Below are 24198 nucleotides of genomic sequence, written 5' to 3' on the forward strand. Positions count from 1 at the left end.
TCGTCGCCGCGTGCGACCGGATGCCGGATGCGGTCGAGCACGCGCGCGGTCACGGCAGGGTCCAGGAGCGACTCGCCGCGCCCCACCCGCCGGATCCCGTCGACGAGGTGGTTGCCGCGGATCCGCTTGAGCACATAGCCGGAGGCCCCTGCCATGATCGCGTCGAACAACGCGCGACCCTCGGAGTACGACGTGAGCATCAGGACGGCGATGTCGGGATGCTCCGCCCGCAAATCCCGGCACACATCGATCCCCGACCGGTCCGGCAGTCGGATGTCCAGGACCACCACGTCGGGATGATGGGAACGCGCACCGAGCATCGCGTCCGCTGCGGTGCCGGCCTCGGCGACGACCTCGAGATCCTCACATCCACCGATCAGGGCGCGAAGGCCGGACCGGACAACCTCGTGGTCATCGACCAGCATCACCCGCGTGACAGGTCGAAGGTCACCGGATCGGCTCCGCATATCGGTCATGTCAGCAAGTCAAGACTCCCGCACTCACCACCGACAGGGAATGACGTGCCGTCGTGTTCGGGACCAAATGCACCGTGCCAGGGGCCGAACGACCCGAGTGGGTGCGTCAGCGGCGCGACGCCAACGCCGCGCTGACGGCCGGAGCGAGCGCATCGGCCAGCAGTTCGTAGCCCCGCGACGACGGATGGAAGCCGTCGATGCTGAGGGCCTCCGGAAGCCGGCGGAACGCGGGGCCTGCGCTGCGCCGTGCATCGACGAACTCGACGTCGGTGACCCGACGCACGACCCGTCGCTGGATCCAACCGAGCATTCGCCCGTAGGCGACGGCGATGTCCCGCAACGGGTGCCCGACGATCGTGAGCGTGCGCAGCTCAGGCAGGCTGCAGACGATGACGGGCGCGTCCAGCCGGTCACGCAACATGGTGTAGAGGTGACGAACCGCGCGGCCGTAGGCCCACGGTGATGTCACGTGCACGATGTCGTTCATGCCGGCCACGACGATGACGGCGTCGGGTGGGGCACGGTCGTCCAGGGCGGTCACCTGCCGCGCCGCGACGTCGGCCGTCCGCGCGCCTGACACGCCCAGCGCACGGACGTGCACCCGCCGGCCGGTCGTGTCGGCGACCCGCTGGCCGATCTGCACTGCGAGGCAGCCCTCGAGACGGTCCGCGCCGATCCCGGCGACCGACGAGTCTCCCAGTGCGACGAGCCGCCACGACGGTGGCGCGACGAGCGCGACCCGCGGATGGACCTCGACATCGATCGCCGTCACTGGGGGATCGAGATGCACGACTCCGCGCGCCCGGCGCAGATCGCGCCACACGCTCCACAGCGCCGCCAACAGCCCTGTCACCGCCGTTGGGACGACTGCACCGCCGAGACCGGTGCCGGAGGACGCCGAGCTCTTCACGCGCCCCATTGTGCGCCACGGCCGCGCTGGTTGGCACGGCTTCGACGCGTGGGACAACGCCGGCGAGGACAGCGCCGACACACTGATCCCGGCAGCACCTCGCGGTCGGCGACGTGATCGCTGACGCGATGGGGCCGTTCGGCGCGGAGGACGCCTACGAACTGCTCGACGCCGTGTTCACGCGAAGGATGTCGACCGGCATCACCGCGATCAGTGCCATGCCGATCCGCCGGTGCCGCGCGCGCGGACAGCGACGGACGGGCGCAGCGCCCGTCCGTCACCGGTCACGTGCTGGGTCGCTCTGTCAGACCTGCGCCGGGCGGTCATCCACCCGGCCTGCGACGGATGGCTCGTCGTCCGGTGGCGGCGGTGACGGGGGCGCTGGCTCGGTCTCACCGCCGTCCAGGCGGAAGGGCGGATACTCGTCGGTCATCAACGCGATGTAGACGACCACCCGGTACACCCAGCGGTTGAGGCCCATCACGAAGTCGTACAGCCCGCGTGGATACCGGCCCGTGAACAGCAGCGCGAAGGCCGCGATCATGACCAGCACGATGATCAGCCCACCGCCGGCGACCTGCACACGGTCCACCGGTGCGTCGGCGGTCGTCCACGTCACGCCGTTGCCGACCAGCACACCCAGCACGATGTAGTGCGGGATGGCGAGCAGCCACCACTTGATCAGCACCAGGCCGCGCGACAGCGGGCCCGGCTCCTCGATGTGCAGGCGTGCTGGGTAGTCGGGAACATCGGCCAGCGTGAATGGCGGATAGCGATCGGTGGCGAGCGCGCTGTACCCGTAGTACCCGACCCGCCAACTCCACCGGAGCACGCCGGAGGTGAACATGAAGATCCCGCGGGGATAACGCCCGGTGATCAGGATCGCGATGCCCGCGACCAGCGTCAGCAGCGCGAAGGCGATCCACAGCAGCGCGAGCACGATGTAGTGCGGGATGAGCAGAAGCCACTTGACGATCCACAGTCCGCGGCTGGGCTTGTCCAGCCTCGCCTCCACCATGACGGGGTAGATCCGGTCGGCCGACGACATCGGAGCGCCGACCGCGACCCGCTCGCCGGGTGCGCGATCCGCTGCACCGACCGTCGCCGCGATCAGCAGCGCGATCGCGCCGCCGAGCGCCAGGAGACCGAACACCAGCAGCGCGATCCCGACCGGAGACAGGATCCCCGTGGCGACGCCGGTTGTCGCTTCGACCGCGAACCCGGGTGACGCGTCGGCCGCCATCACGACGACGGCCCAGTTGCCGGAACGTACATCCCACGTGATGGTCTGCTCACCAGCACCGGTGCTCGAGGCGTCCCAGAACGTCTGGGTGTCTGGCGGCTCGGCCACGCGGTCGCCGTCGATGCGACCGTAGGCCACCTCATCGGGATCGTCGCCCAGTCGCGTGATCACGTCGTGGCTGACGCCGCCCAGGTACCGGTCGACGTCGTCCTTTGGCCCGATGCCGACGAAGACCTCGTCGGAAGCGCCCTCAGGCACGACCGTCACGCGCGCGCTGACGTCGCCGAAGTCCGGCACCCAGCCGGCTGGATCGGCCTCCACGCGCAGGTCGATGTCTTCGGACGTTATCGCGTACCCGTCCGTCGACAACTGGTACGACGGGCTGGTGAAGTAGCCGTCGTCGTCCTGTCCGGCCGCGTCGAACACCAGCAGTGCAAGACCGGCAGCGACCAGGGCCAGGCCGATCAGTCCACTGATCGCGCCGAGAACGATCACCGTCACACGCGTCGCTGTCACCGCGCATCACCTCCGGTTGCCGGCAGCACTGCAACGCCGCGCCCGTCTGGCCCACGGCCTATGCCGACGACAAGTGCACCGTCGCGCAACCATCGGCCGTGGGACAGGGCCGAAGGTCGCCCTTCGTGACGGTCGATGGTCGGTGCCCGGACGATCTCCCCTCGCATCGCCGCTCTCGCGGTGCAACGCCGGCATCCGGAGGGGACCGACATGCGGCCCACACGATGCCATAGGACAGCATCACCATCCGTGATCCGTCACGTCGGCCGCCCGCTGGCCGTCGCCGGCACACTGGCGATGGTGTGCACGCTCATCCTCGCCTCCGTGCCCGCCGCAGCGGCACCGCCCGCGCTGCCCTCGTCCGAGCTCACGTCCCCGGCGGAGACCGGCCTCGAGCGCGGACGGGTCGACCTGTTCTGGCGCACCTCGTCCGGACTGCTGGCGCACCGTCGACATCGAGCGGTTTGACGAGGTCAGCCGGTCACAGTTCACATCCGCCTCGTCGACCATCTGTCGCAGGTCCGCAGTGCGGACGCGCGCGTTGACCGGTCGACCCGTCACCGTTGAGGGTGGCGTGGACGACCCCGGCGTTGAGAGCACGCCCGTCACCCCGACGCGTGTGGCGCCGCGCGCCACGCATCACCCCCGCGTGCTGATCGAAGCACACGGCCACGACGTCGCGGTCGTCGACCGACTCCCCGGCATCGGCACCGACCCTGGAGCACTCGGCGACCGACGGCACCTGGGCGTTCAGCAACGACACCGACCTGGTGAAGCTCTCGCGCAACAAGCGGACCACGTGGTCCGCATCCCGACCGCACACAGCCGATGTTCTCCGCCCCCAGCAACTCGCGTCGATCATCGTCGACACCCTCGACGGTGCCGACTGATCGGGCGCGACACCGGGTCGCTCGCGCGGGTGGGTATCGTGCCGGGATGATCGAAGAGGACATCAGGGCACACATCGATGCCGTACCCGGCTACTGCAACACGGCGTCGGTGGGCATCCCGCCGCGCGCGGCGGTCGAGGTGCTGCGCGGCTGCCTGGATGACTGGGCGGCCGGCACGGTCGACCTGCGGCGGTTCGACGCCGAGGTCGTCCGCGCCCGTGAGGCGTTCGCGACGCTGGCCGGCACCCATGTCGACAACGTCGCGATGCCGGGCTCGGCGTCGATCACGGCGGGCGTGGTGGCGTCGAGCCTGCCCGATGGCGCCCGCGTGCTGTGCGCGCGGGAGGACTTCACGTCGGTGCTGTTCCCGTTCCTGGTCGACGACCGCCTTGACGTGACGGCGGTGCCAGTTGACGCGCTGCTGGATCACATCACCCCGACGGTCGACGTTGTCGCTGTCAGCGCGGTGCAGTCCGCCGACGGGCGAGTCCTCGACCTGGACGCGTTGGCCGGCGCGGCCGACGCTGCAGGAGCCCGCACCTACCTGGACGCGACCCAGGCCGTCGGGTGGCTGGCGGTCGGCGCCGACCGCTTCGACGTCACGTCGTGCGCCGCCTACAAGTGGCTGTGCTCACCCCGCGGCATCGGGTTCGCGACCGTCCGCGACGACGTCGACTGGCTGGTGCCGCGCCTGGCCGGGTGGTACGCGGGCGCAGATCCGTGGGCGTCGTTGTACGGCCCACCGCTGCGACTCGCCGACGACGCGCGCCGGTTCACGGTCTCTCCCGCGTGGTTCGATGTCGCGTCGGCCACCGCGTCGCTCGAGGCCCTGGTCGCGATCGGGGTGGAGCGCATCCACGCCCACGACGTCGGCCTGGCCAACCGCTTTCGGGGCGCGCTGGACCTGCCCGAGGACGACAGCCCCATCGTCAGCCTCGCCACCCACAGCGACGCGACCGCCGTTCTCGCCGCCGCCGGCATCACGACGGCCAATCGCGCCGGACGCACGCGTGTCTCGTTCCACCTGTCCAACACCACCGACGACGCCGATCAGGTCGCGTCGGTCCTGCGCGCTCACACCGTGGCGTGACACGACAGGGGCTGCCGACGGCACCAGCCTGACGGCTGTGGTACGAACCGCACAGGTCTCCGTTGTGACGGCGTCCCGAGCCGGACCACAGCCAGCCGGCTGCCTTGCTCGTCTATTGGAGTCGCGTTGCCATACAGCACGCCACTGCCAGCGGCATGGCGTCACCGCGATGTGGCGTGGTCAACAGCGACCACGTGCTGGGCCAAGCCACACACGTGTACGCGCGTTGCCGACCGATCGCGCGTTCAGACATCCGGGGCCCCGACATCCCTCAACGCCCGGCCCCCAAGCGGAGAGTGGACGCGGCCCGAGCGGGGCGCGGTCAGCTGTTACGCTGCGCGCTCGTACGCCTCGAGGAGCCACCCTTGGACCTCGGCGTCGACATCGGCCACGTCGCGAATCTCGAGGTGATGCTGCCAGATCCGCGGCGAGGCATGCGTGACCTCCTTGAAGCGGCGCGACGTCAGTTTCCGATCCATGGCGATCGACAGCACGACCTCAGCCTGTGGCGCCTTCAGGTACTTCCCCGGCAACCATAGGTACACGAAGCCGCGTCGCCGCCTGAAGGCAATCTGACTCCTGGTCGTCGTGACCTCCACATTGCCGAACTCCGCGAGCGCTCGCTCCACGGCAGCAAAGACGTTGGCCCCCAAGACGCTGTCGCCGAGGAAGTCATCAGGCGTCATGGCGTCTCCGGCTCCGTGACCGGGCGATAGTCTCACACGTCTTCAGGACCGCGCGCCAACCGTACGCTCGCGTGACGTCACGGCTGGCTTTGGGGCGGACCGCCCAGGCCCACCATCGAGGCCCACAGGCCACGTCAGCGCGAGCGCCCCAAGTCCGGACACCGCGCGACGTGGCCTCGCGCGGTAGCGGCGGTCACTGCGCCGTGACGCGGGGCCAACGACGCTCGACGCCGTGCCGATCGAGCACCTCCTGGAACCGAGCGAGGTGCTCCGGGTCCGCGCGGACCTGGGCCGGCGCCGCCCGGTGCGCGAGGCAGTAGGCGGCGAGCGCTCCCGCGACCTCGCCGACGTTCCACTCCGTCGGGTGCAGGCGGTAGCAGCCATTGGTCAGGTGGGTCGTGCCGATGTTCTTGCCGCCGGGCAGCAGGTTGCGCATGCGCACGGGGAGCAGGGCGCCCAGGGGCAACTGGTAGGGGCACGCGGCGATGTCGAGGAACGGATCGCCGCCTGTCGATGGATGCAGGTCGAGGCGGTACGCGCCGATGCCCACGGAGTCCGGATGTGACGCGGCCGTGCCATCCGGCCGCGACGCGAGCGCGACGTCCTGCTCGACGATGGTGTGCTCGGCGCGGATCCGTCGGCTCTCCCGGATGTAGAGGTCCTTCGCGAGTGCGTCGCCGCTGCCGAGCACATCCCCGCGTGGCCGCAGCCCGGGGAAGCCGGCTCCACCGTCTGGCCGGGGAGCCTCGGTCTGCAGCCAGTGCAGGAGGCTCAGGGCCAGCTCCCGTGCAGCGTCGCGGTGCCGGGCGGCGGCGACAGGATCATCTCCGATCATCGGCCCGTCGACGTAGTCGAGCATCGGCCAGTTGACCAGCGTGATGTCGCTCTCGTAGGTGCCGGCGATGAAGTTGCGGCGCGCGGCGATCCGGCGGAACGTCCACAGGTCGTTGACGTCCGGGTCGGCCCGGTGCGCCGCCATGGTCTCGTTGGGGTCACCGTCGGAGTTCGGCAGGAACGTGTGGCGGATCGAGCCGGTGACGTCGGTCGGGTCCGGTCCGTGGAAGCTGAAGCGGCGGCCCGGCCACCCGGGTGGCCGTTGATCCCGCCAGCGCTCGTACGAGGCCGGGCGGTCGATCGTGTGATCCTCTCCCGGTCGGTGGTCCACCGCGAAGCACGCCGACACGGCCTGCATCGCATCGGGCCGCGAGTGCGTGGACGCGTGCGGCTCACCGGTCTCGGCCTGCGCCTCGGCGCCGGTGACATGCTCGGTGCCCGTCATCGCCAGCAGGTCACCGAGCTCGGTCGCGTCGACGACATAGTCCGCCGTGACCGTGCACGACGTGCCGGCGTCCGACGTCAGGGTCACGCTCTCCACCCGGTCACCGTCGACGGCGGCGGCGGTCGGGCGGTGGCCCAGCAGGACCGTCAGGCGGTCGGCGCTGCGCCACGGCGCGAGCATGCCGTCGATCACCGCGACCGCGACACGCGGCTCGTGGCACAGCCCGCTGACCCACCCGCCTCCTGGATTGAGCGTCGGATGCGCGCGGGCGGCCGCGGTCAGCGGGTACCAGCGGCGGTAGTACGCGCGGATGCCGTCGCGCAGGCGCCGGTAGGTGGCCGTGCACCCGAACCGCTCGATCCACGGGTGCTCGTCGGGTGGGACCGCCTGCGTGGTCAGCTGCCCGCCGAGCCAGTCGTGTCGCTCGGTGAGCACGACGCGTCGTCCGTCCCGCGCCGCCGACAACGCGGCAGCCACGCCACCGAGGCCGCCGCCGACGACCAGGACGTCGGTGTGCTCCTCATCCACGCGGGTGCCGATCAGGCCGGCGGCAGCGGCCGGGTTGTGTGCCGCAGGATGGCGCGGTGGCCGTGCCGATGAGCGACGACCGCTGCGCGGAACGCCTTGGACCGACAGCACGATCAGCGCACGACACCACGGTACGGGGCCTCAACGGCCCGCACCGTGGCATCAGCGACGCGTGATCAGTCGTTGATCACGATCGTGGTCATGCGCGGGTTCACCATCTCGACGTTGCCAGAGGCGTCGATCGAGAACCACTTGATCGTGGTCGTCTCGTCGATGGTGATGCGCTCGCCACCCTCCCGGATGCCGGCCGACTCGTACATCGGGGAGTCGGTCGTCGGCGTCGAGCCGTCGAGCGTGTAGTGGATGTCCACCGGCTCGGAGTAGCCGAAGGTGATGTCCACCGGGCCGTCGTAGGTGCCGTTGCCGGGCTGGTTGACCCAGCTGCGCGGCGGACGACGGTCCGTGGTCCACTCCCGGGCGACGTCGTAGAGCTCGATGACGCCGTTGCTGAACTCCATCATCTGGTTGAACGCCTCCGGCCACGCCGGCTGGAAGCTGGTGCCGACCTCGAAGTTCCAGGCGTACAACGCGTAGTCGTAGTACAGCATGTCGCCCGAGTTGCCGGCCGCCGAGTACAGGACGTCGGCGATCGGGCCGGTGCGCGCCGGCGTCACCGACAGGCCGCGCCACTGCTTGATCGCGGTGAGGATGTCCTCGGACGCGTCGAAGAAGTACTCCTCGGTCCCGAAGCTCGGCCGCGGCAGCGTGATGCGGCCGGGCACGACGTACGCCCCGGGCGACCACATGAAGTAGTTGCCCGAGCTGTGGATGTTCATCGCGAACCGGATGTTGTCGTACTCCTGCGGGATCCAGTGCACGTTGGAGCTCTCCGGCTCCGACAGCTCGCCCGGTCCGGCGAACACGGCCGACGTGCAGCTGGTCGACGCCCCGGAGTAGCCGTCGAAGAGCGACCCGACCGTGTAGTTGCGGTTGTTGTCGACGCCCCAGGCATCACGGGCGTTGAAGTCATTCGGCTCGCCGACGCCGCAGTAGCGCTTCATGTTCTTGCGCTGGAACGCGAAGTCGTAGAAGCTGTACAGCGCCCCGTCCGGGTTGACCGTCGGCACGATGAAGATGTCGAGGTTGTCGACGATCTGCCGGGTCTTGCCGTCGGTCTGGTAGTTGTGCAGCAGCCGGTACGCCGTCTCGATGTTGACCAGCGGTGTCTGCCACTCCCGGGCATGCTCCTGCGAGTAGGTCAGCACCCCGGTCTTCGAACCGTCCCGGTGCTTGCCGATGCGCAGCATCTTCGGCTGGAACGGCGCGCGCCGCACGTGCTCCGGTGCGTTCAGGCCGTCGGTGAGGCTCTCTGCCGCCGCCGCGACCACCACACCCCCACCGCTGCTGCCCCGGTACGTGTACGCGAGGACCAGTTCGGACGCCTCGGCGTCGGCGTTGATCGCCGCCACCACCTGCGCAGCCGTCGACACCAGGGCGCCGGTGCCGTCGGTCGCCAGGTTCACCACGATGTCATCACCCGCGACCTCGACCGACAACGACGCGTTCGCGGCACCCGGGTCGACGTAGGCCACGGTCAGGTCGTTGCCGCCCTCGTGACCCCAGGCCTCCGACGTCAACCCCACACGTTGTGACGAACCGCCATCTGACAGGTGCATCGCCTTGCGCCGGTAACCATTGGTCTCGTACGGCAGCTCGATGACCTCGGCCAGATCCGGGAAGTCGGCGGCGAGCTCCTCGATGATCTCCGTCAGCTCGTAGGCGTCGGGGTAGTGGTCGAGGAATCCCGTGAAATACGGGTTGCTCGGCGCCTGGTAGTTCGTCTCCAGCCACTCGGTGACTTCAGCCTCGGCGCTGCCCCCGTTCGAGCTGGTCACCCGCACCCGGGTGGGTGGCGGCTGCGTCTCGAGCAGGGCCAGCGTGCCCGCCGCGGGCAGCCCGTCGCGGATCGTCGCGCCGTCGGCCTGCGAGATCATGGCGGCCGGGATCGTGATCGACGGATCGGATCCGCCCATCGCGAACGGCGCCCCACTGTTGTTGTTGGCGACCACGACAGCGACTGCGCCCGCGGCCTGGGCGTTCGACACCTTCTGAGTGAACGGGCAGGACCCCCGGTCGATCAGCGCGACATTGCCGGCGGTGAACCCGACCAGTGGATCGCAGGCCTCGGTCGGGACACTCGAGCCGTCGTCGGCCAGCTCGACCGTGCCACTCGTGCCGGCGACGTCGAGCGGCGCGCCAAAGCTGGCGCCCACGGCCTCATAGGTACCGGCCGCCGGGCCGTCCGCGATCGTCAGCGCGGCGCGACCGCTCAGTTCGATCTCCTCGCGGTGGTACAGGTACTGACCGGCGTCGACGAACGGGTCGAGCTGGGCGCTGCCACCGTCACCGATCGCGGTGCCCGGTCCTGCATCCCACTCGACTGTCAGGTCGGCGGCCGCACCGTCCGTGCTCTTCGCCTCGACCGACAGGAACTCGGCGTCTCCCGTCGAGGTGAAGTAGTCGGCGCGGGCGATGACCACCGTGTCGACCGCCGCGACGTTGAGCTCGTCGGCGAGTGCGGCCGCCGCGTCGAGCGTCTCCTGTCGCTCGGCCAGCATCGCCCGACGGCCGGCCTCGGCCTCGGCCTCATCGACCTCGACCTCGACCCGCACGCCCATGTCCTCGAGCTCCGCGATCTGCGCGCCTGTCACCACGGCGCTCGCGGTGATCCGCCCACCGGCACGGGTGACATCGTGATCGAGGTCGTACCCGCGATCGACGACCTCGTCGAGCGTGGCCCTGTCGGGCATGGACAGCGAGACCAGCGAGACCGCGTCGGGGTCATCCGGCTGGTCACCAGAGGCTTCCTGGGCGCCGGCACCCCCGGGAAGCAGAGCCACCACCAGAATGAAGATCAGAAGTGTGATGAACACAGCACGGCTGTTCACATGTTCACGAGGCATGACAACGCAACCTCTCTGCCCAGCGCCAGCGCACTGGAAGACAGGCCCGGCCTCATATCCCGGACGAACGTGACCTCGGCTGGGCCGGCCTGACGGCCCCCTTTGACGCGTCCCTGGCCGGCGCACTGCTGATTCTTGTCCGCACTAGTGCGCCCGTCAATGCCCTTTCCTGACCACACCGTGATCCACACCTGACCACACCGTGATCCACATGTGAAGCGCCCACCAGCTGGGACGCGGTCCGGGCCTGGCACGAGCGTCGCGTGCCAGGCCCGACGTCCGATGACGAAGCGGGGTCGCGTGTGATCACACGTGGGTAGCGCCGCGGCGGCTACGCCCCGTCGGCAGCGGCGCGCACCGCCGCGATGTCGATCTTGGACATCGGCAGCATGGCTTCCATCGCGCGTTGCGCCCGCTGCGGATCGGGGTCCGAGAACAACTCGGCGAGCCCTTCGGGCACGACCTGCCAGGACAGGCCGTAGCGGTCCTTCAACCAGCCGCACTGCCCTTCCTCGCCACCGTCGGACAGCCGGCTCCAGTAGTGGTCGACCTCGTCCTGGTCCGCGCACTCGACCGCCAGAGAGACCGCCTCGTCGAAGGTGAACTGCGGCCCGCCGTTGATGGCGGTGAACGGCTGACCGTCGAGCACGAAGTCGACGGTCAGGACCGTGCCCGCCTCGCCTGGTCCTGCCTCGGTGTAATAGCTGACGTCAGTGATCTTGGAGTTCGGAAACACCGAGATGTAGAACTCGGCCGCCTCGAGGCCCTCCGTGTCGAACCACAGGTTGGGGATGATGCGGGGCATGTGAAGCTCCTGTCAGATCGTCCGCGTGGTGGCCGCCCTCAGCGTGCGAGCAGCTCGTCAAGTCGCTCGTAGCTCTGACGGATGCCGTCCTCCATGCCGCTCGCGACGAACGCATCGCGTCCCTCGAACGAGTCGACCAGCGACGTCACCGTCAGCCGGGTGCGGCCGTCGCCCAGGTCGGTGAGCTCCAGCCGCTCCAGCGCCACGCCGTCGGGTGCGCCCTCGAACGTGAAGGTCTGCACGATCACCTCGGCCGGCCGCACCTCGTGGAAGCTGCCGTAGAACCCGTACTCGGCGTCGCCGTCGATGTGCAGGTAGCGGTACGACCCCCCGGTCCGGCAGTCGTAGTGGTCGATGCGCATCTCGTAGCCCCGGGGCCCCAGCCACTGAGCGACCAGGTCGGGGTCGGTGTGGGCGCGGAACACCTTCGCCGGTGGCGCGTCGAACTCTCGTGTGATCCTGACGAGCGGGACGTCCGGATCGATTGCGATCTCGGTCTCGTGTGTGCGGGTGATGGTCATGCTGGTTCTCCCGTTCATGGGGTCGGGTCGACGTCGTCGGGCATGTCGCGCAGGACGTCGTCGAGACGGCGATAGCGCTCCTCCGCCTGACGGCGGTAGCGCTCGATCCACTTGCTCATCAGATCGAACACCTCCGCTTCGAGGTGCACGGGACGGCGCTGGGCTTCACGGGTGCGGCTGACCAGCCCAGCGTCCTCGAGCACCTTGAGGTGCTTGGACACCGCCTGAACCGTCACGTCGTACGGCTCGGCCAGCTCGGTCAGTGTGGCGTCGGCCACGCTCAACCGCGCGACCATGTCGCGACGGGTGGGGTCGGCCAGCGCCGAGAACACCCTCGAGAGCGGATCCGCCGACACCGTGCAACCTTTCTTCAACTAACTGGTTGAACAGACTACCGATCCATCCGCGCGTTGTCAACCGACTGGTTAAATAGGACGTTTCCACACCCGACGTGCTGGCCCAGCCGCGAACAGCCTGCACGCGGGGGTACACAACCGAGGGCCGACGACGCACAATGGGGTCCTGCGCGCTGTAGGCGACCGTGCTGGAGGCACCATGGCGGTGACGCACCGGTATCCGCCCGACCACGTCCCGGTCCTGTCGCGAGGCAAGCACCGGACGCCGCGCAAGGGCGCATGCTTCATGGAGTTCGCCTCGTACCTCGCCGGCGAGCGTTGGAGCGACCATCCCGCCTGCACCCATCCCCTGCTGGCGACGCTCGCACGGTGCGTGAACGACCGGACGTCCGACACGGGCCGGCAGAACCTGGCACCGCTGATCCCGTCGGTCATCGGGTTGACCCGCGACGACCTGCGCGTCGATGTCCGCATCGCGCTGCTGTGCGCGCGCACCGCGCTACCGATCGTCAGCGCCGAGCAGCAGCGCGTCATGGCCGTCGGCGTGCTGTCGTGCGAGCACATGCTGGCCCACCTCGACGAGCGCATGGACGACCGCCTCGGGGACGAGAGCCGACGCGCGCTCGACCAGGCCCCGCACGCGGCGGAGTGGGCCCGGCGGTTCGTCACCGAACTGTCCCCGTCGGTCCGCAGCTTCCGACGCGTCGCCGCACCCAGCATCGTCACGAACGCGGTGAAGGGGATCGCCGATGCGGCCGTTCCCGATCGCGACGCCGTGCTCCGAGACCTGCTGACCGCGGCGATCGACGACTGCCGCAGAGCGATGGCTCCATCGGACGACCGCGTCGCGCCACAGGGCGGCGACCGGGTGGGTGGGACACCGGCCACACGCTGACCGCCACGCGGTAGCGACGCGGAGCACGCCATGCACAGCGACACGGTGACGCTGTTCCTCGGCGGCGACGTGATGCTCGGCAGGGGCATCGATCAGATCCTCGCGCATCCTGGAGATCCGACGTTGCGCGAACCGCTGGTCACAGACGCCCATGACTACGTCGCGCTGGCGGAGCGTGCGAACGGGTCGATCCCACGGCCGGTCGACTTCCGATGGCCATGGGGCATCGCGCTCGAGATCCTGGACCGCGCAGCGCCGGACGCCCGGATCATCAACCTCGAGACCAGCGTGACACACCGAGGGGAGTTCGAGCCCGACAAGCAGGTCCACTACCGGATGGCGCCGGAGAACCTGCCTGCGCTCGAGATCGCACGACCGGACGTGTGCACCCTGGCCAACAACCACGTGCTCGATTTCGGTCGCCCAGGTCTGCGCGAGACGCTCGCGGTCCTGTCAGGCGCGGGTCTGACCACGGCCGGTGCGGGTGGCGATGCGGGTGCGGCGCGCAGACCCGCGACCATCCCGGTCGACGGTGGAGGCCGCGTGGTGGTGGTCGCGGTCGGCATGGCATCCAGCGGCATCCCATGGTCGTGGGCGGCGACCGGCGACCGGGCCGGTGTCAACCTGCTCCCGGCGTGGCCCGGCGCGGCCCGGGACGTGGTCGATCCCCTCCGGCAGGGTCGACGGGACGGAGACGTCGTGGTCATCTCTCTGCACTGGGGCACCAACTGGGGCCACGAGATCACGCGCCAGCAGCGGGCACTCGCTCACGCGTTGATCGACGGTGGCGTCGACGTGGTGTTCGGCCACTCGTCACACCATCCGCGACTGATCGAGGTGCACCGCGGCAGGCTGATCCTGTACGGCTGCGGGGATCTGATCAACGACTACGAGGGCATCAGCGGTCACGAGGAGCACCGCGGCGACCTACGGTTGCTGTACCTCGCGTCGATCAGGGCCGACACCGGCGTCCTCGCGGCGCTGCGCATGGTTCCGCTGCGGGCCCGCCGGTTGCGACTCGAACGAGCATCGACCCGTGACACCCGGTGGCTGGGCGCCACACTCGATCTCGTCAGCCGTCCGTTCGGCTCGAGGATCACGGTGACGTCCGGCGACGAACTGGAGCTCGAATGGGACGGGGGGCGCCGTGCCGGCGTCGCGCGGTCGTCGTGACGCCGCGCTTCACGGCCGTCAGTCGTCGGGGGTGTCCCAGTCGGTGACGTCCCGCCCGGCCTCACGGGACAGGATGTCGAGCGCCGCCGTGGCGCCGGCGCCGGCGGAGATGATCGCCTGGCTGCGGTGCGGTCGCGCGACCCGACCGACGGCGTACAGACCGTCGACACCGGTCGCGTACTCGGTGTCGACCACCACACGGCCGCCGTCGCGCTCCACGCCCAGCGCGTCGGCGAGCGCCTGGGAGGTCTTTCCGCCCGCGAGCACGACATAGTCACCACGGTCGTCGTCCGCGCCGTCGACCGTGACCCGGAAGCCGTCGTCACCGCGTGAGATGCCGGACACTTCCTGGTCCCGCAGATCCGCGCCCTCCGCGACCACCTGTGCCCGCGCACGCTCCTGGAACCGCGAGCCATGGATCTCGTCGATGCCCAGGTAGTTGTGCAGCAGCGCGTAGTGCATCGCGGTGTCGTCCTGCGCGTAGACCACGACCTCATGGTCGCTGCGTGCGATGAACAGCGCTGCGCTGAGTCCGGCAGGACCGTCGCCGACCACGATCACCCGAGCCACCTGTCCATCCTTTCCATCGCGGTACCGCCTGCCGACACCAAAGGCCATCGCTGCGCGATCGCGCCCGACTCCGAGGTCTCCGCGTCACCGTACCCGTCGAGCCGCGCAGCATGACGCCGCATGAGGTCGGACCCACCTGGGCTAGGCTGCTGGCCGACGCCGGGGACGCACCAGGAGGGCCCATGACCACGCACCTCGGACTGTTGCCGACCTCGCTGGTCGGCAGCTACTGCCAGCCCGACTGGCTGATCGACCGGGAGGCGCTCGCCGGCCGCTTTCCGCCCCGCACGCGCGCGCACGAGCTGTGGCGCATTCCTGCGGAGCACCTCGACGAGGCCCAGGACGACGCGACCCAACTGGCGATCCTCGACCAGGAGCGCGCCGGACTGGACATCATCACCGACGGCGAGATCCGCCGCGAGAGCTACTCGAACCGCTTCGCGACCGCACTCGACGGTGTCGACATCGAGACGCCCGGCGAGGCGCTCGACCGGTCCGGCAAGCCCAACCCGGTCCCACGCATCGTCGGCCCGATCGCTCGCGTGCACCCAGTCGAGGTCGACGACGTGCGGTTCCTGCGGGTCCACACCGACCGCACGATCAAGATCACCGTGCCCGGGCCGTTCACCATGAGCCAGCAGGCCCAGAACGACCACTACCCGTCCCGCGCCGACGCGGCGATGGACTACGCGCAGGCGGTACGCGAGGAGATCGCCGATCTGTTCGCCGCGGGCGCCGACATCGTGCAGCTCGACGAGCCCTACCTGCAGGGGCGGCCGGAGGAGGCCCGCAAGTACGGCCTCGAACCGCTCAACGCCGCGCTCGAGGGCGCGGCGGGAACGACCGCGGTGCACCTGTGCTTCGGGTATGCGGCGATCATCCACGACCGCCCGTCGGGCTACTCGTACCTGCCGCAGCTCGCGGACTGCACGGCCGATCAGATCTCCATCGAGACGGCGCAGTCGAACCTCGACACGTCGGTGCTCGAGGAGCTGCGCGGCAAGACGATCATCCTCGGCGTGCTCGACCTGTCCGACCACGCCGTCGAGGCACCCGAGACGGTCGCGGACCGCATCCGCCGCGCGCTGCCCCATGTCGATGCCGACAAGCTGGTCGTCGCGCCCGACTGCGGCATGAAGTACCTGCCCCGCGACAGCGCGTTCGGCAAGCTGCAGTCGCTGGTGTCCGGCGCTGCCATCGTCCGCGGCGAGCTCTGATCGGCCACACGCGCCCGCGCCGAGGCCGGTGCGGATCGGAGGAGCTGCATCATGAGCGAGGCGCCCGGATCGTCGACCGCTCGACGTGCACCGTTGTTCGGGCTGTTCCCGTCGCCGGCGGCGGACGACCACGCGGAGACGGTCCGCCTCGTCCGGCTCGCCGAGCAGCTGGGGCTGGACCTCGTCGGGATCCAGGACCATCCGTACCAGCGGCGGTTCCTCGACACGTTCTCGCTGATCGCCGACCTCCTGGCACGCACCGAGCGGATCAGGATCTTCCCCGACGTCGCCAACCTGCCGCTGCGGGGCGCCGCCATGCTGGCCAAGTCGGCGGCGTCGATGGACGTGATGTCCGGCGGGCGCTTCGAGCTGGGGCTCGGCGCGGGCGGGCTGTGGGACGCCATCAGCGCGATGGGCGGGCCGCACCGGAGCCCGAGCGAAGCGGTCAACGCGCTGATCGAGGCGATCACGGTCATCCGCCACCTGTGGAGCGGGGACCGTGGACTGCGCGTCGACGGCGACCATTACCGGCTCGCGGGGGTCCACAGCGGGCCGACCCCCGTCCACGACATCGGCATCTGGCTCGGTGCCATCGGCCCGCGGATGCTGCGTGTCACCGGCCACATGGCCGACGGCTGGATCCCGTCGTCGCCGTACGTCCCGCCGGACAAGCTGCTCGGCCGGCACGCGGTCATCGACGAGGCGGCGCACGAGGCGGGCCGCGACCCCTCTGACGTGCTACGCCTCTACAACATCAACGGCCGCATCACCGACGGCCCCACCGAGCGGTGGCTCGTCGGCGACGAGGACCACTGGATCGAGCAGTTGCGCGACCTGCACACCGACAAGCGCATCGATGCGTTCATCTTCTGGCCCGACGGCGGCGGGCACGAAGCGCAACTGCACGCCTACGCCGAGATCGCCGCCGCACTGCGCTGAGCCGGTCCGCCCGCCGGGAAGATCGTCAGCTCGCCGAAACGTCGGCGACCGCGTCAGCGTTGGGCACGAAGCGCGATGCGACCGCCCCGTAACTGGGCCAGCGCATCTCCAGCGCGAACAGCGACGATCGTACGAGGGTCACCCGGCGCTCGACCACCCGGCCGTCGGCCTCGCCCTCACGGTCGATGCGCAGGAGCGCCTCGTCGTCGTCGAGCTCGAGCACGTCGCAGAGCCGCTCGTCGGGGATGCGTGCGCTGATCGTTTCGTTGCCCCCGGTCACGCGGACCCCAGCGCGTCGTTCAATCTCGTCGTACAGGGCCGTGTGGGTCATGTCCGCCCCGAGGATCGGCAGGCCGACGTCGGGATGCAGCCACACCGTGTCCAACGCCAGCGGGCTGTCACCGGCGTGGCGGATGCGCTCGAGGTGCACCAGTTCGGTGTCGGGATCGAGGCCGAACCGTGCGGCAGCCGCCGGATCGGCGCACGCGGCGAACGACAGCACCGTGCTGCGCTGGACGACCCCGCGCGACTCGATCTCGCGGAACAGGCTGTACAGGGTCCCCAGCGGCTGGACGAATCCGGTGCGGCGGACGATGCTGCCCCGTCCACGCTCGCGTTCGATGACCCCCAACGCGTGGAGCCGGCGCACGGCCTCGCGGACGGTGTGGCGGCTGACGCCGTAGGTCTCGACGAGCTCACGGTCGGTCGGGAAGCGATCGCGGATCTGCCCGGAGGCCATCCGGCGCTTGATGTCGTTGAGCACCTGCTCCCACAGCGGCTCGCCGCTGGTCATGACCGCTTCCTCTCCGCGTCGCACCGTGCTCCGAAGTATGACCGATCACCGCGCTGCGTCTCGCGGCGCCACGGGTCACTGGTCCGCACAAAAAGTTCGTACTATGCTTGCCCTATTCTCGATCGCCTGTCAAGCGCCGCGGGCACCCCGGGAGGAACCCAGCGGGCATCGACGGCGAACGCAACGGACGAGACTGCAGCCAGGAGTGCGGGATGGTCGACATCGCGACGATCGAGACGACGAGCCTTGGCGACCGCAGCTACGTCGTGACCGACGGCACCGTCGCCGCCGTCATCGACCCGCAACGCGACATCGACCGCGTGCTCGACGTCGCCGCTGACCGGGGGGTCGAGATCACCCACGTGTTCGAGACCCACGTGCACAACGACTACATCACCGGCGGCTACCAGTTGGCCCGCTCGACAGGTGCGGCGTACCACCTGCATGCCGACGATGAGGTGACCTTCGATCGTGTGGCCGTCGCCGACGGCGACGTGGTCCACGTCGGCGCGATGACGGTGCGCGCCGTCCACACACCGGGCCACACGCCGACCCATCTGTCCTACGTCGTCAGCGCCGACGGGGACGACGTCGCGGTGTTCACCGGCGGATCGATGCTGTACGGGACGGTCGGCCGCACGGACCTGATCTCCCGGGCGATGGCTGACGAGTTGACCCGCCAGCAGCACAGGTCGGTCCGCCGCCTGGCCGACCTGCTCGACGACGACGTCGCCGTCATGCCCACCCACGGCTTCGGCAGCTTCTGCTCCTCGGCAGTGGTCGACGCGGGCGACACGTCGACGATCGGTGACGAGCGCAAGCAGAACCTTGCCCTCACACTCACCGACGAGGACGACTTCGTCGAGCGCCTGCTGAGCGGGCTCGACGCCTATCCCCGGTACTACGTGCACATGGCACCACGGAACCGCCTGGGCCCAGAGCCGATCGACCTGTCACCACCGGCACCGGCGGACCCGGCGGAGATCCGGGCCCGCATCCACAGCGGGGAGTGGGTCGTCGACCTGCGGGACAGGACGGTCTTCGCCGCCGACTTCCTGCAGGGCACGGTCAACATCGGGCTGGACGACTCGTTCTCCACGTACCTGGGCTGGCTCATGCCGTGGAACATGCCGGTCACGCTGGTCGGCGACACCGGCGATGACATCGCGGAGGCCCAGCGCCAACTGGTCCGCATCGGCATCGAACGCCCTGCGGCTGCCGCGGACGGGGGGATCGACGCCTTCGCGGGCGGAGGGCGGCGGCGCAGCTACAGGGTCGTCGACTTCGCCGACGTGGCGGACCTGGGAAGCGACCACGATCGACCGACGATCCTCGACGTCAGACGGTATGACGAGTGGTCCGAGAGCAGCGTGACCGGTGCCACCCACGTCCCGCTCCACGAGCTCGACCGGCGCATGTCCGAGGTGCCCGGTGGTGAGGTGTGGGTGCACTGCCGGTCCGGCTACCGCGCCTCGATCGCCGCCTCGCTGCTGGCCCGCGCCGGCCGCGACCCCGTGCTGATCGACGACGACTACGAGCGCGCCGACGCACTGGGGCTCACGACCTCAGGCTGAAGGTCGGGCCGCCGGGCACGTCGTGTCCCGTCCGCGCTGGCCGTCGGCCGTGGCCGCCGTCATCCGGAGAGGCGGGCGAGGGCGTCGTCGATGTCCGCGGTGGGCGCGGCGTTGAACGGCAGGCGGGCCAGCACCGCACCCATGGCGCAGGAGTTGCTCAGGCCGGCCCAGGTCAGACCGGCACCGACCGCACCGGCCACGAACCTGGCGCGGGGCCAGACGATGCTGGCGAGGATCGACACGAAGACGATCCCCCCGGCCGTGAGCCGGACCTGACGCTCGATCGGCCATCCGGCGCCGTCGCCGACGCGGTCGACCGGCCCACCCGCGGCGGTCCAACCGGTCATACCGCCCTCGAGGACCTCGACATCGTCCAGACCGGCGGTGGTCAGCTTCTCACACGCCCGGCTGGCGCGGCCGCCGGACTGGCAGACGAGCACCATGTGCCCGCCAGCGTCGGCCACGATGCGCCGCAGGTGCGCGTCGACCTGGTCGAGTGGAAGGTTGATCGCTCCGGGGATGTGACCGGCCCTGAACTCCGCGGGGGTGCGGACGTCGACGACGAGCGTGTCGGGGTCGTCGGCCAGCGCCGAGCGCAGTCGGGTCGTGTCGGTCATCGTCTGGGTTGACATGGATCATGCTCCTCGACGGGTGGGGTCGGGTTGGCGGGGTTGCGGATCGCGGACGGTCAGGCGGCGGGCGCGAGGTGGCCCGTCAGCTCGGCGGCCCCGTCGCGATCGAGCGTCACGGCCTCGATGCCGCCCGAGGCCAGCACGGACGCCGCGATCGCCGCACGACGGCCGGAGCCGCACACGATGTGGACACGGCGACCTGCGTCGATGCCAGGGGGCAGGCCTTCGGCGACGAGGTCCGGCAGGAAGCGCTCGTGTGCGCCCGGCAGCGGCTGTTCCTCGCGCTCGCTGGCCATGCGGACGTCCAGCAACTGCGCGTCGGCGTCGAGGTCGGCCACGAACCCGCCGAGGTCGAGCAGGGTGAAGCCCACGAGCTGCGCGCCGGTCAGTTCGCGGATCACGCCGCGGACATCGTCGACGCCGATCCGTGCGAGCTGGGTGGCGGCCTCGGCCACGTCATCGTCCGGACCGGCGACGAGCACGATCGGCGCGTCGTGCGGCGTGAGCCATCCGACCCACGACCCGAAGTCGTCGGTGAGCTCGATGGCCAGTGAGCCGGGCAGCAGCCCGCCGGCCTGGACCGATCGCGGGCGGATGTCGATGACACGGGTGTCGTCGGGAAACAGGTCGAGCGCCGCGACCGACATGGTGGGCACCACCGGCGAACGCATGTCGGGGACGCCGAGGGTGTTCGACGGCCCCATGTGCGCGTAGAAGCTCGGGATCGGCATCGGCCGGGCGAGCAGCAGGTCGGCCATCGCGTCGGCGCTGTCGACCTGCAGCACCGGGTTGGTGCGGCGCTCGTCGCCGATCGTCGACGTGTAGCGGCCGGCGTTGCTCGCCGTGCAGAACGAGCCCTCTCCGTGGGTCGGGTACAGGGCGACGTCGTCAGGCAGTGCCGCGAGCCGGCGGACGGACGTGTACTGCAGCCTGCCCAGCGAGCGCGCACGCGCCCACCCCAGCAGGTCCGGCCGCCCGGCCGACGCGACGAGCAGACTGCCACCACTGAACACGGCGACGGGAGCACCATCGATCAGCATGACGTAGCTGGTGTGCTCGGGCGTGTGCCCCGGCGTGTGCAGGGGGCGGATGTCGAAGCCTCCGCCGCCGATCGCCTCCAGGTGGAAGGCGGGCAGGTGGTCGTACGCCGGCGCCGCCGCCGCTGGCACGACCAGCTCGGCACCCGTGCGGCGGGCGGCCTCGACGCCACCCGACACGTAGTCGTTGTGCAGGTGCGTCTCCAGCACGAACCGGATCTCGACGTCCCGTTCGTCGGCGACGGCGAGGAACCGGTCCACGTCGCGCTGGGGGTCGACCAGCACACCGACGCCGTCGTGTGTCCACAGGTAGGTCTGGTCACCGAGGCCGGGGGTCCTGAACGGATCGACGCGCATCGCGCAGCCCTTCGTGATAGCCGTACTTTTGATACGGACAAATATACCCACCAGGGTATCTGCACGCAACTCCGCGTCGGGGCGCTCAGGACATGGACATCAGCGTCCGCCGCAGCGCCTCCGCATCGACGTCGTCGCCCTCCTGCAGGCACGCCTCGAAGGCGGTCACCGCAAGCACCATCCCGGCGGCGCGCAGCGCGTTGGACGTGGCGGTGAACTGGCGCAGGACGTCGCGGCAGTCACCGCCCTCCTCGAGGCCGCGTTGCAGTCCACGGATCTGCCCCTCTATCCGCCGCAGCCGCCTGTGCAGCGCCGCGACCTCGGACCGGTCGAGTCTGTCGACGTTCACGTGGTGGCCTTCCGGTCGCAGGGTGGCTGGCTGGACATCTGCCCGGTCACTCTGTCGCGACGCGATGTCGGAGCGGCGGCCGCGACGGCATCGCGGATGTGCACGTGTGTGCCGGCGAGCCGGTCGGGCACCGCCGTACGCGTCAGCACGTCGCGCACCGGCCCCTTGACTGCGGAGAGGTGCACCACCACGCCTCGGTCCGCGAGCTCGTCGATCAGCTCCGTCAGCGTCTCGACCGCGCTCGAGTCGATGTCGTTGACGCCCGACATGTCCAGCACGAGCGCCCGCGGGTGTGTGGCGGCGTCCATCACGTGCCGGATCCGGTCCTTCATGAACTCGGCGTTGAGATAGCTCAGCGACACGTCGAACCGGACCACGACGACCCCATCGGTCTGCTCGGCCTCGGGGAAGCGCTCGACGTTGCGGTAGGCGTCCGCGTCGGGAAGGTGGCCGAGCACCGCCGTGTGGGGGCGCATCATCCGCGCGAAGACGACGACCGCCGACCCGATCGCCGACACCGCGATCCCGAGCTCGACACCGAGCGCGAGGGTCGCGACGAATGCGCCGGCCAGGGTCCACCCGTCGGGGGGCTTGACCGTCACGATGTGACGCGCCTCGTCGAGATCGATCAGCCCGGCGACGGCCAGCAGGACGACGGCGCCGAGCGTCGCCTGCGGCAACTGCGTGAACAAGGGTGTGAGCGCCACGAGCACCAGCAGCATGATCAGAGCCGTGATGACGCCCGCGGCGCGCGTCCTCGCACCGGCCTCAGCGTTGACGGCGGTGCGCGAGAACCCACCCGTCACGGGATACCCACCGACCAGTCCGGACGCGAGGTTGGCTGCGCCCAGTCCCAGCAGCTCACGGTTCGCATCGACGTCCTGCTGGTTCCTCCGGGCGTAGACCTTCGCGATGGCGATCGACTCGAGCACGCCGACGAGCGTGACCGCGAATGCGGCGGGTACGAGGTCGATGGCGAGCGACAGGTCGTTGGGCAGCGTGAGCGGTGGCAGCCCGCGCGGGATGTCGCCGACCACCGCGACGCCCCGGGCAGGCAGGTTCCACACGACCGACGCGACCGTCGTGACCGCCACGGCGATCAGCGCGGCCGGCAGCGTCGGGCGGAGCCGGCGCAGCACCGCCATCAACGCGACCGCGCCGGCGCCGACCGCGAGCGTGGGCAGGTGCGTGTCGGGGACGGTGGCCGCCACCGCGGCGATGCTCGCCAGCCAGTTCTCACCAGGTTCCGGGCTGGTGCCGAGCACGTGCTTGAGCTGGCTGGTACCGATGATCAACGCAGCGGCGGCCGTGAAGCCCACCAGCACCGGGTGCGACAGCAGCCGAACGAGGAAGCCCAGTCGACCGGCCCCCAGCACGAGGTGGACGATCGCGACCACGAGCGCGAGCAGGCCGGCGGCCGCCACGTAGGCCTCGGAGCCCTCCTCGGCGATCGGGGCGAGCGCCGAGGCGGTCAGCAGTGAGACGATCGCAACGGGACCCACCGCGAGCTGACGCGATGTGCCGATCACGGCGTACGCCAGCAGCGGCACGGTCGACGCGTACAGCCCGACCTGTGGCGGCAGCCCCGCGAGCAGTGCGTAGGCCATGGCCTGCGGCACGAGCATGGCCGCGACCGTGAGTCCCGCCGCGAGATCGCTGCGCAGTGCGGTCCGCACCCAGGTCATGCCAACATGCTCCCCCGGATCGGGAGGTTACGACGACTGGGCCACCATACCCCCGTGGGTATTTTCCCGCCGCGCGCGGGGGCCTATGACGCCACACCGGACACGAAGCCGAGCACCCGCGGGCTGATCCGCCCCACCCGGACGTCGATGAACCCCGCCCCGCGGATGTGCTCGACGAAGTCCGACACGGACGGGCCGTGTCGGCCGACCAGCAGCGGCGCGACGCGCCCGACCGGTGCGAACTCGATCACGAACAACAGACCGCCGGGGCGTAGCACCCGTCGTGCCTCGGCCAGGGCATCGGGCACCCGGTCCTCAGCGACGTGATGCAGCGCGAGCGAGATCGTGACCGCGTCGACGGCATCGTCGGAGACCGGCAGATCCTGGGCGTACCCCTGGCGGAAGTCGACATCCAGGCCGAGGCGCGCGGCCTTGGCATGGGCGTACGCGACCATCGCCTCGCTCGGTTCGATGCCGACGACATCGCCGCCGGGCATCCTGCGCGCGAGGGCGAAGGACAGCGCCCCGGTGCCGCTGCCCACGTCGAGCACCGCGCGCGGCGCGTGCTCGGCCACCAGCCCGGCACCTCGCGCCATCGCACGATCCCTGGCGCCGAACGTGCACCACCGGCCGGACCAGTCGTAGAGGCGTGGCCAGGTCAGGACGCGGTCCCGGTCGTGTGCGTGTGCCACCGTTCGCTCCTTGCGCTCGATC

Annotated in this window: 23 protein-coding genes; 7 read left to right on the forward strand and 16 right to left on the reverse strand. The window is 70.2% G+C overall.

The window, feature by feature from the left end; translation table 11 throughout:
- The 3 genes from VFZ70_02470 to VFZ70_02480 all read right to left on the reverse strand — a co-directional run.
- A partial coding sequence (locus VFZ70_02470) for a response regulator transcription factor (GenBank protein ID HEX6254653.1) occupies window positions 1–425 on the reverse strand: 425 nt, incomplete at its 3' end.
- Between the two features lie 157 nt (window positions 426–582).
- The gene (locus tag VFZ70_02475) at window positions 583–1329 is read right to left on the reverse strand and encodes an SGNH/GDSL hydrolase family protein (GenBank protein HEX6254654.1); all 747 of its coding nucleotides are present in this window, start codon (window positions 1327–1329) and stop codon (window positions 583–585) included.
- 361 nt (window positions 1330–1690) lie between these two features.
- The gene (locus tag VFZ70_02480) at window positions 1691–3145 is read right to left on the reverse strand and encodes a DUF4389 domain-containing protein (protein HEX6254655.1); all 1455 of its coding nucleotides are present in this window, start codon (window positions 3143–3145) and stop codon (window positions 1691–1693) included.
- Window positions 3146–3394: 249 nt separating this feature from the next.
- Here VFZ70_02480 and VFZ70_02485 point away from each other — a divergent pair, with 249 nt between their 5' ends.
- The gene (locus tag VFZ70_02485; GenBank protein HEX6254656.1) at window positions 3395–3613 is read left to right on the forward strand and encodes a hypothetical protein; all 219 of its coding nucleotides are present in this window, start codon (window positions 3395–3397) and stop codon (window positions 3611–3613) included.
- Between the two features lie 468 nt (window positions 3614–4081).
- Window positions 4082–5125 carry an aminotransferase class V-fold PLP-dependent enzyme gene (locus VFZ70_02490; GenBank protein ID HEX6254657.1) on the forward strand — a complete coding sequence of 348 codons (1044 nt, stop codon included), beginning with the start codon at window positions 4082–4084 and terminating at the stop codon, window positions 5123–5125.
- A gap of 329 nt (window positions 5126–5454) precedes the next feature.
- Here the strand turns inward: VFZ70_02490 and VFZ70_02495 are convergent, their stop codons facing one another.
- The 6 genes from VFZ70_02495 to VFZ70_02520 all read right to left on the reverse strand — a co-directional run bounded on the left by VFZ70_02495 (window position 5455) and on the right by VFZ70_02520 (window position 12263).
- Window positions 5455–5811 (reverse strand): DUF5655 domain-containing protein, encoded by a 357-nt coding sequence (locus VFZ70_02495; protein HEX6254658.1) that lies wholly within the window; start codon window positions 5809–5811, stop codon window positions 5455–5457.
- 193 nt (window positions 5812–6004) lie between these two features.
- Window positions 6005–7618, reverse strand: a complete 1614-nt coding sequence (locus VFZ70_02500) for an FAD-dependent oxidoreductase (protein ID HEX6254659.1) — start codon at window positions 7616–7618, stop codon at window positions 6005–6007.
- Between the two features lie 176 nt (window positions 7619–7794).
- Window positions 7795–10581: a M14 family zinc carboxypeptidase gene (locus VFZ70_02505; GenBank protein ID HEX6254660.1), complete on the reverse strand. Its 2787-nt coding sequence runs from the start codon at window positions 10579–10581 to the stop codon at window positions 7795–7797.
- A gap of 331 nt (window positions 10582–10912) precedes the next feature.
- The gene (locus VFZ70_02510; protein ID HEX6254661.1) at window positions 10913–11386 is read right to left on the reverse strand and encodes a VOC family protein; all 474 of its coding nucleotides are present in this window, start codon (window positions 11384–11386) and stop codon (window positions 10913–10915) included.
- A gap of 38 nt (window positions 11387–11424) precedes the next feature.
- Window positions 11425–11907 carry an SRPBCC family protein gene (locus VFZ70_02515; protein HEX6254662.1) on the reverse strand — a complete coding sequence of 161 codons (483 nt, stop codon included), beginning with the start codon at window positions 11905–11907 and terminating at the stop codon, window positions 11425–11427.
- A 14-nt stretch (window positions 11908–11921) separates the two neighbouring features.
- Entirely contained in the window at window positions 11922–12263 is a 342-nt protein-coding gene (locus tag VFZ70_02520) for a metalloregulator ArsR/SmtB family transcription factor (protein HEX6254663.1), read from the reverse strand.
- Window positions 12264–12462: 199 nt separating this feature from the next.
- Between VFZ70_02520 and VFZ70_02525 the strand changes: the two genes are divergently transcribed.
- Window positions 12463–13158 (forward strand): hypothetical protein, encoded by a 696-nt coding sequence (locus tag VFZ70_02525; protein HEX6254664.1) that lies wholly within the window; start codon window positions 12463–12465, stop codon window positions 13156–13158.
- Between the two features lie 30 nt (window positions 13159–13188).
- Window positions 13189–14331, forward strand: a complete 1143-nt coding sequence (locus VFZ70_02530; protein ID HEX6254665.1) for a CapA family protein — start codon at window positions 13189–13191, stop codon at window positions 14329–14331.
- 18 nt (window positions 14332–14349) lie between these two features.
- Here the strand turns inward: VFZ70_02530 and VFZ70_02535 are convergent, their stop codons facing one another.
- Window positions 14350–14901, reverse strand: coding sequence for an FAD-dependent oxidoreductase (locus tag VFZ70_02535; protein HEX6254666.1), 552 nt, complete (start codon window positions 14899–14901; stop codon window positions 14350–14352).
- A gap of 182 nt (window positions 14902–15083) precedes the next feature.
- Here VFZ70_02535 and VFZ70_02540 point away from each other — a divergent pair, with 182 nt between their 5' ends.
- Complete coding sequence (locus tag VFZ70_02540) at window positions 15084–16118, forward strand: uroporphyrinogen decarboxylase family protein (GenBank protein ID HEX6254667.1); 1035 nt, start codon at window positions 15084–15086, stop codon at window positions 16116–16118.
- Between the two features lie 51 nt (window positions 16119–16169).
- Window positions 16170–17057: an LLM class flavin-dependent oxidoreductase gene (locus tag VFZ70_02545; protein ID HEX6254668.1), complete on the forward strand. Its 888-nt coding sequence runs from the start codon at window positions 16170–16172 to the stop codon at window positions 17055–17057.
- A 25-nt stretch (window positions 17058–17082) separates the two neighbouring features.
- Here the strand turns inward: VFZ70_02545 and VFZ70_02550 are convergent, their stop codons facing one another.
- A complete protein-coding gene (locus VFZ70_02550; GenBank protein ID HEX6254669.1) occupies window positions 17083–17850 on the reverse strand; it encodes a GntR family transcriptional regulator in 768 nt (255 codons plus the stop codon).
- Between the two features lie 212 nt (window positions 17851–18062).
- Here VFZ70_02550 and VFZ70_02555 point away from each other — a divergent pair, with 212 nt between their 5' ends.
- Window positions 18063–19424: an MBL fold metallo-hydrolase gene (locus VFZ70_02555; protein ID HEX6254670.1), complete on the forward strand. Its 1362-nt coding sequence runs from the start codon at window positions 18063–18065 to the stop codon at window positions 19422–19424.
- 59 nt (window positions 19425–19483) lie between these two features.
- Here the strand turns inward: VFZ70_02555 and VFZ70_02560 are convergent, their stop codons facing one another.
- The 5 genes from VFZ70_02560 to VFZ70_02580 all read right to left on the reverse strand — a co-directional run bounded on the left by VFZ70_02560 (window position 19484) and on the right by VFZ70_02580 (window position 24176).
- Window positions 19484–20056 (reverse strand): rhodanese-like domain-containing protein, encoded by a 573-nt coding sequence (locus tag VFZ70_02560; GenBank protein ID HEX6254671.1) that lies wholly within the window; start codon window positions 20054–20056, stop codon window positions 19484–19486.
- A gap of 56 nt (window positions 20057–20112) precedes the next feature.
- Window positions 20113–21450 carry an MBL fold metallo-hydrolase gene (locus VFZ70_02565; GenBank protein ID HEX6254672.1) on the reverse strand — a complete coding sequence of 446 codons (1338 nt, stop codon included), beginning with the start codon at window positions 21448–21450 and terminating at the stop codon, window positions 20113–20115.
- 85 nt (window positions 21451–21535) lie between these two features.
- Window positions 21536–21799: a metal-sensitive transcriptional regulator gene (locus VFZ70_02570; protein ID HEX6254673.1), complete on the reverse strand. Its 264-nt coding sequence runs from the start codon at window positions 21797–21799 to the stop codon at window positions 21536–21538.
- Complete coding sequence (sulP, locus tag VFZ70_02575; protein HEX6254674.1) at window positions 21796–23484, reverse strand: sulfate permease; 1689 nt, start codon at window positions 23482–23484, stop codon at window positions 21796–21798. The genes VFZ70_02570 and sulP overlap by 4 nt, the downstream gene beginning before the upstream one ends.
- Before the next feature lie 83 nt (window positions 23485–23567).
- On the reverse strand, window positions 23568–24176 hold the full coding sequence (locus tag VFZ70_02580) for a class I SAM-dependent methyltransferase (GenBank protein ID HEX6254675.1): 609 nt from the start codon (window positions 24174–24176) through the stop codon (window positions 23568–23570).
- Window positions 24177–24198 lie beyond the last annotated feature (22 nt).

This window comes from Euzebyales bacterium, assembly GCA_036374135.1.
Classification (GTDB): domain Bacteria; phylum Actinomycetota; class Nitriliruptoria; order Euzebyales; family JAHELV01; genus JAHELV01.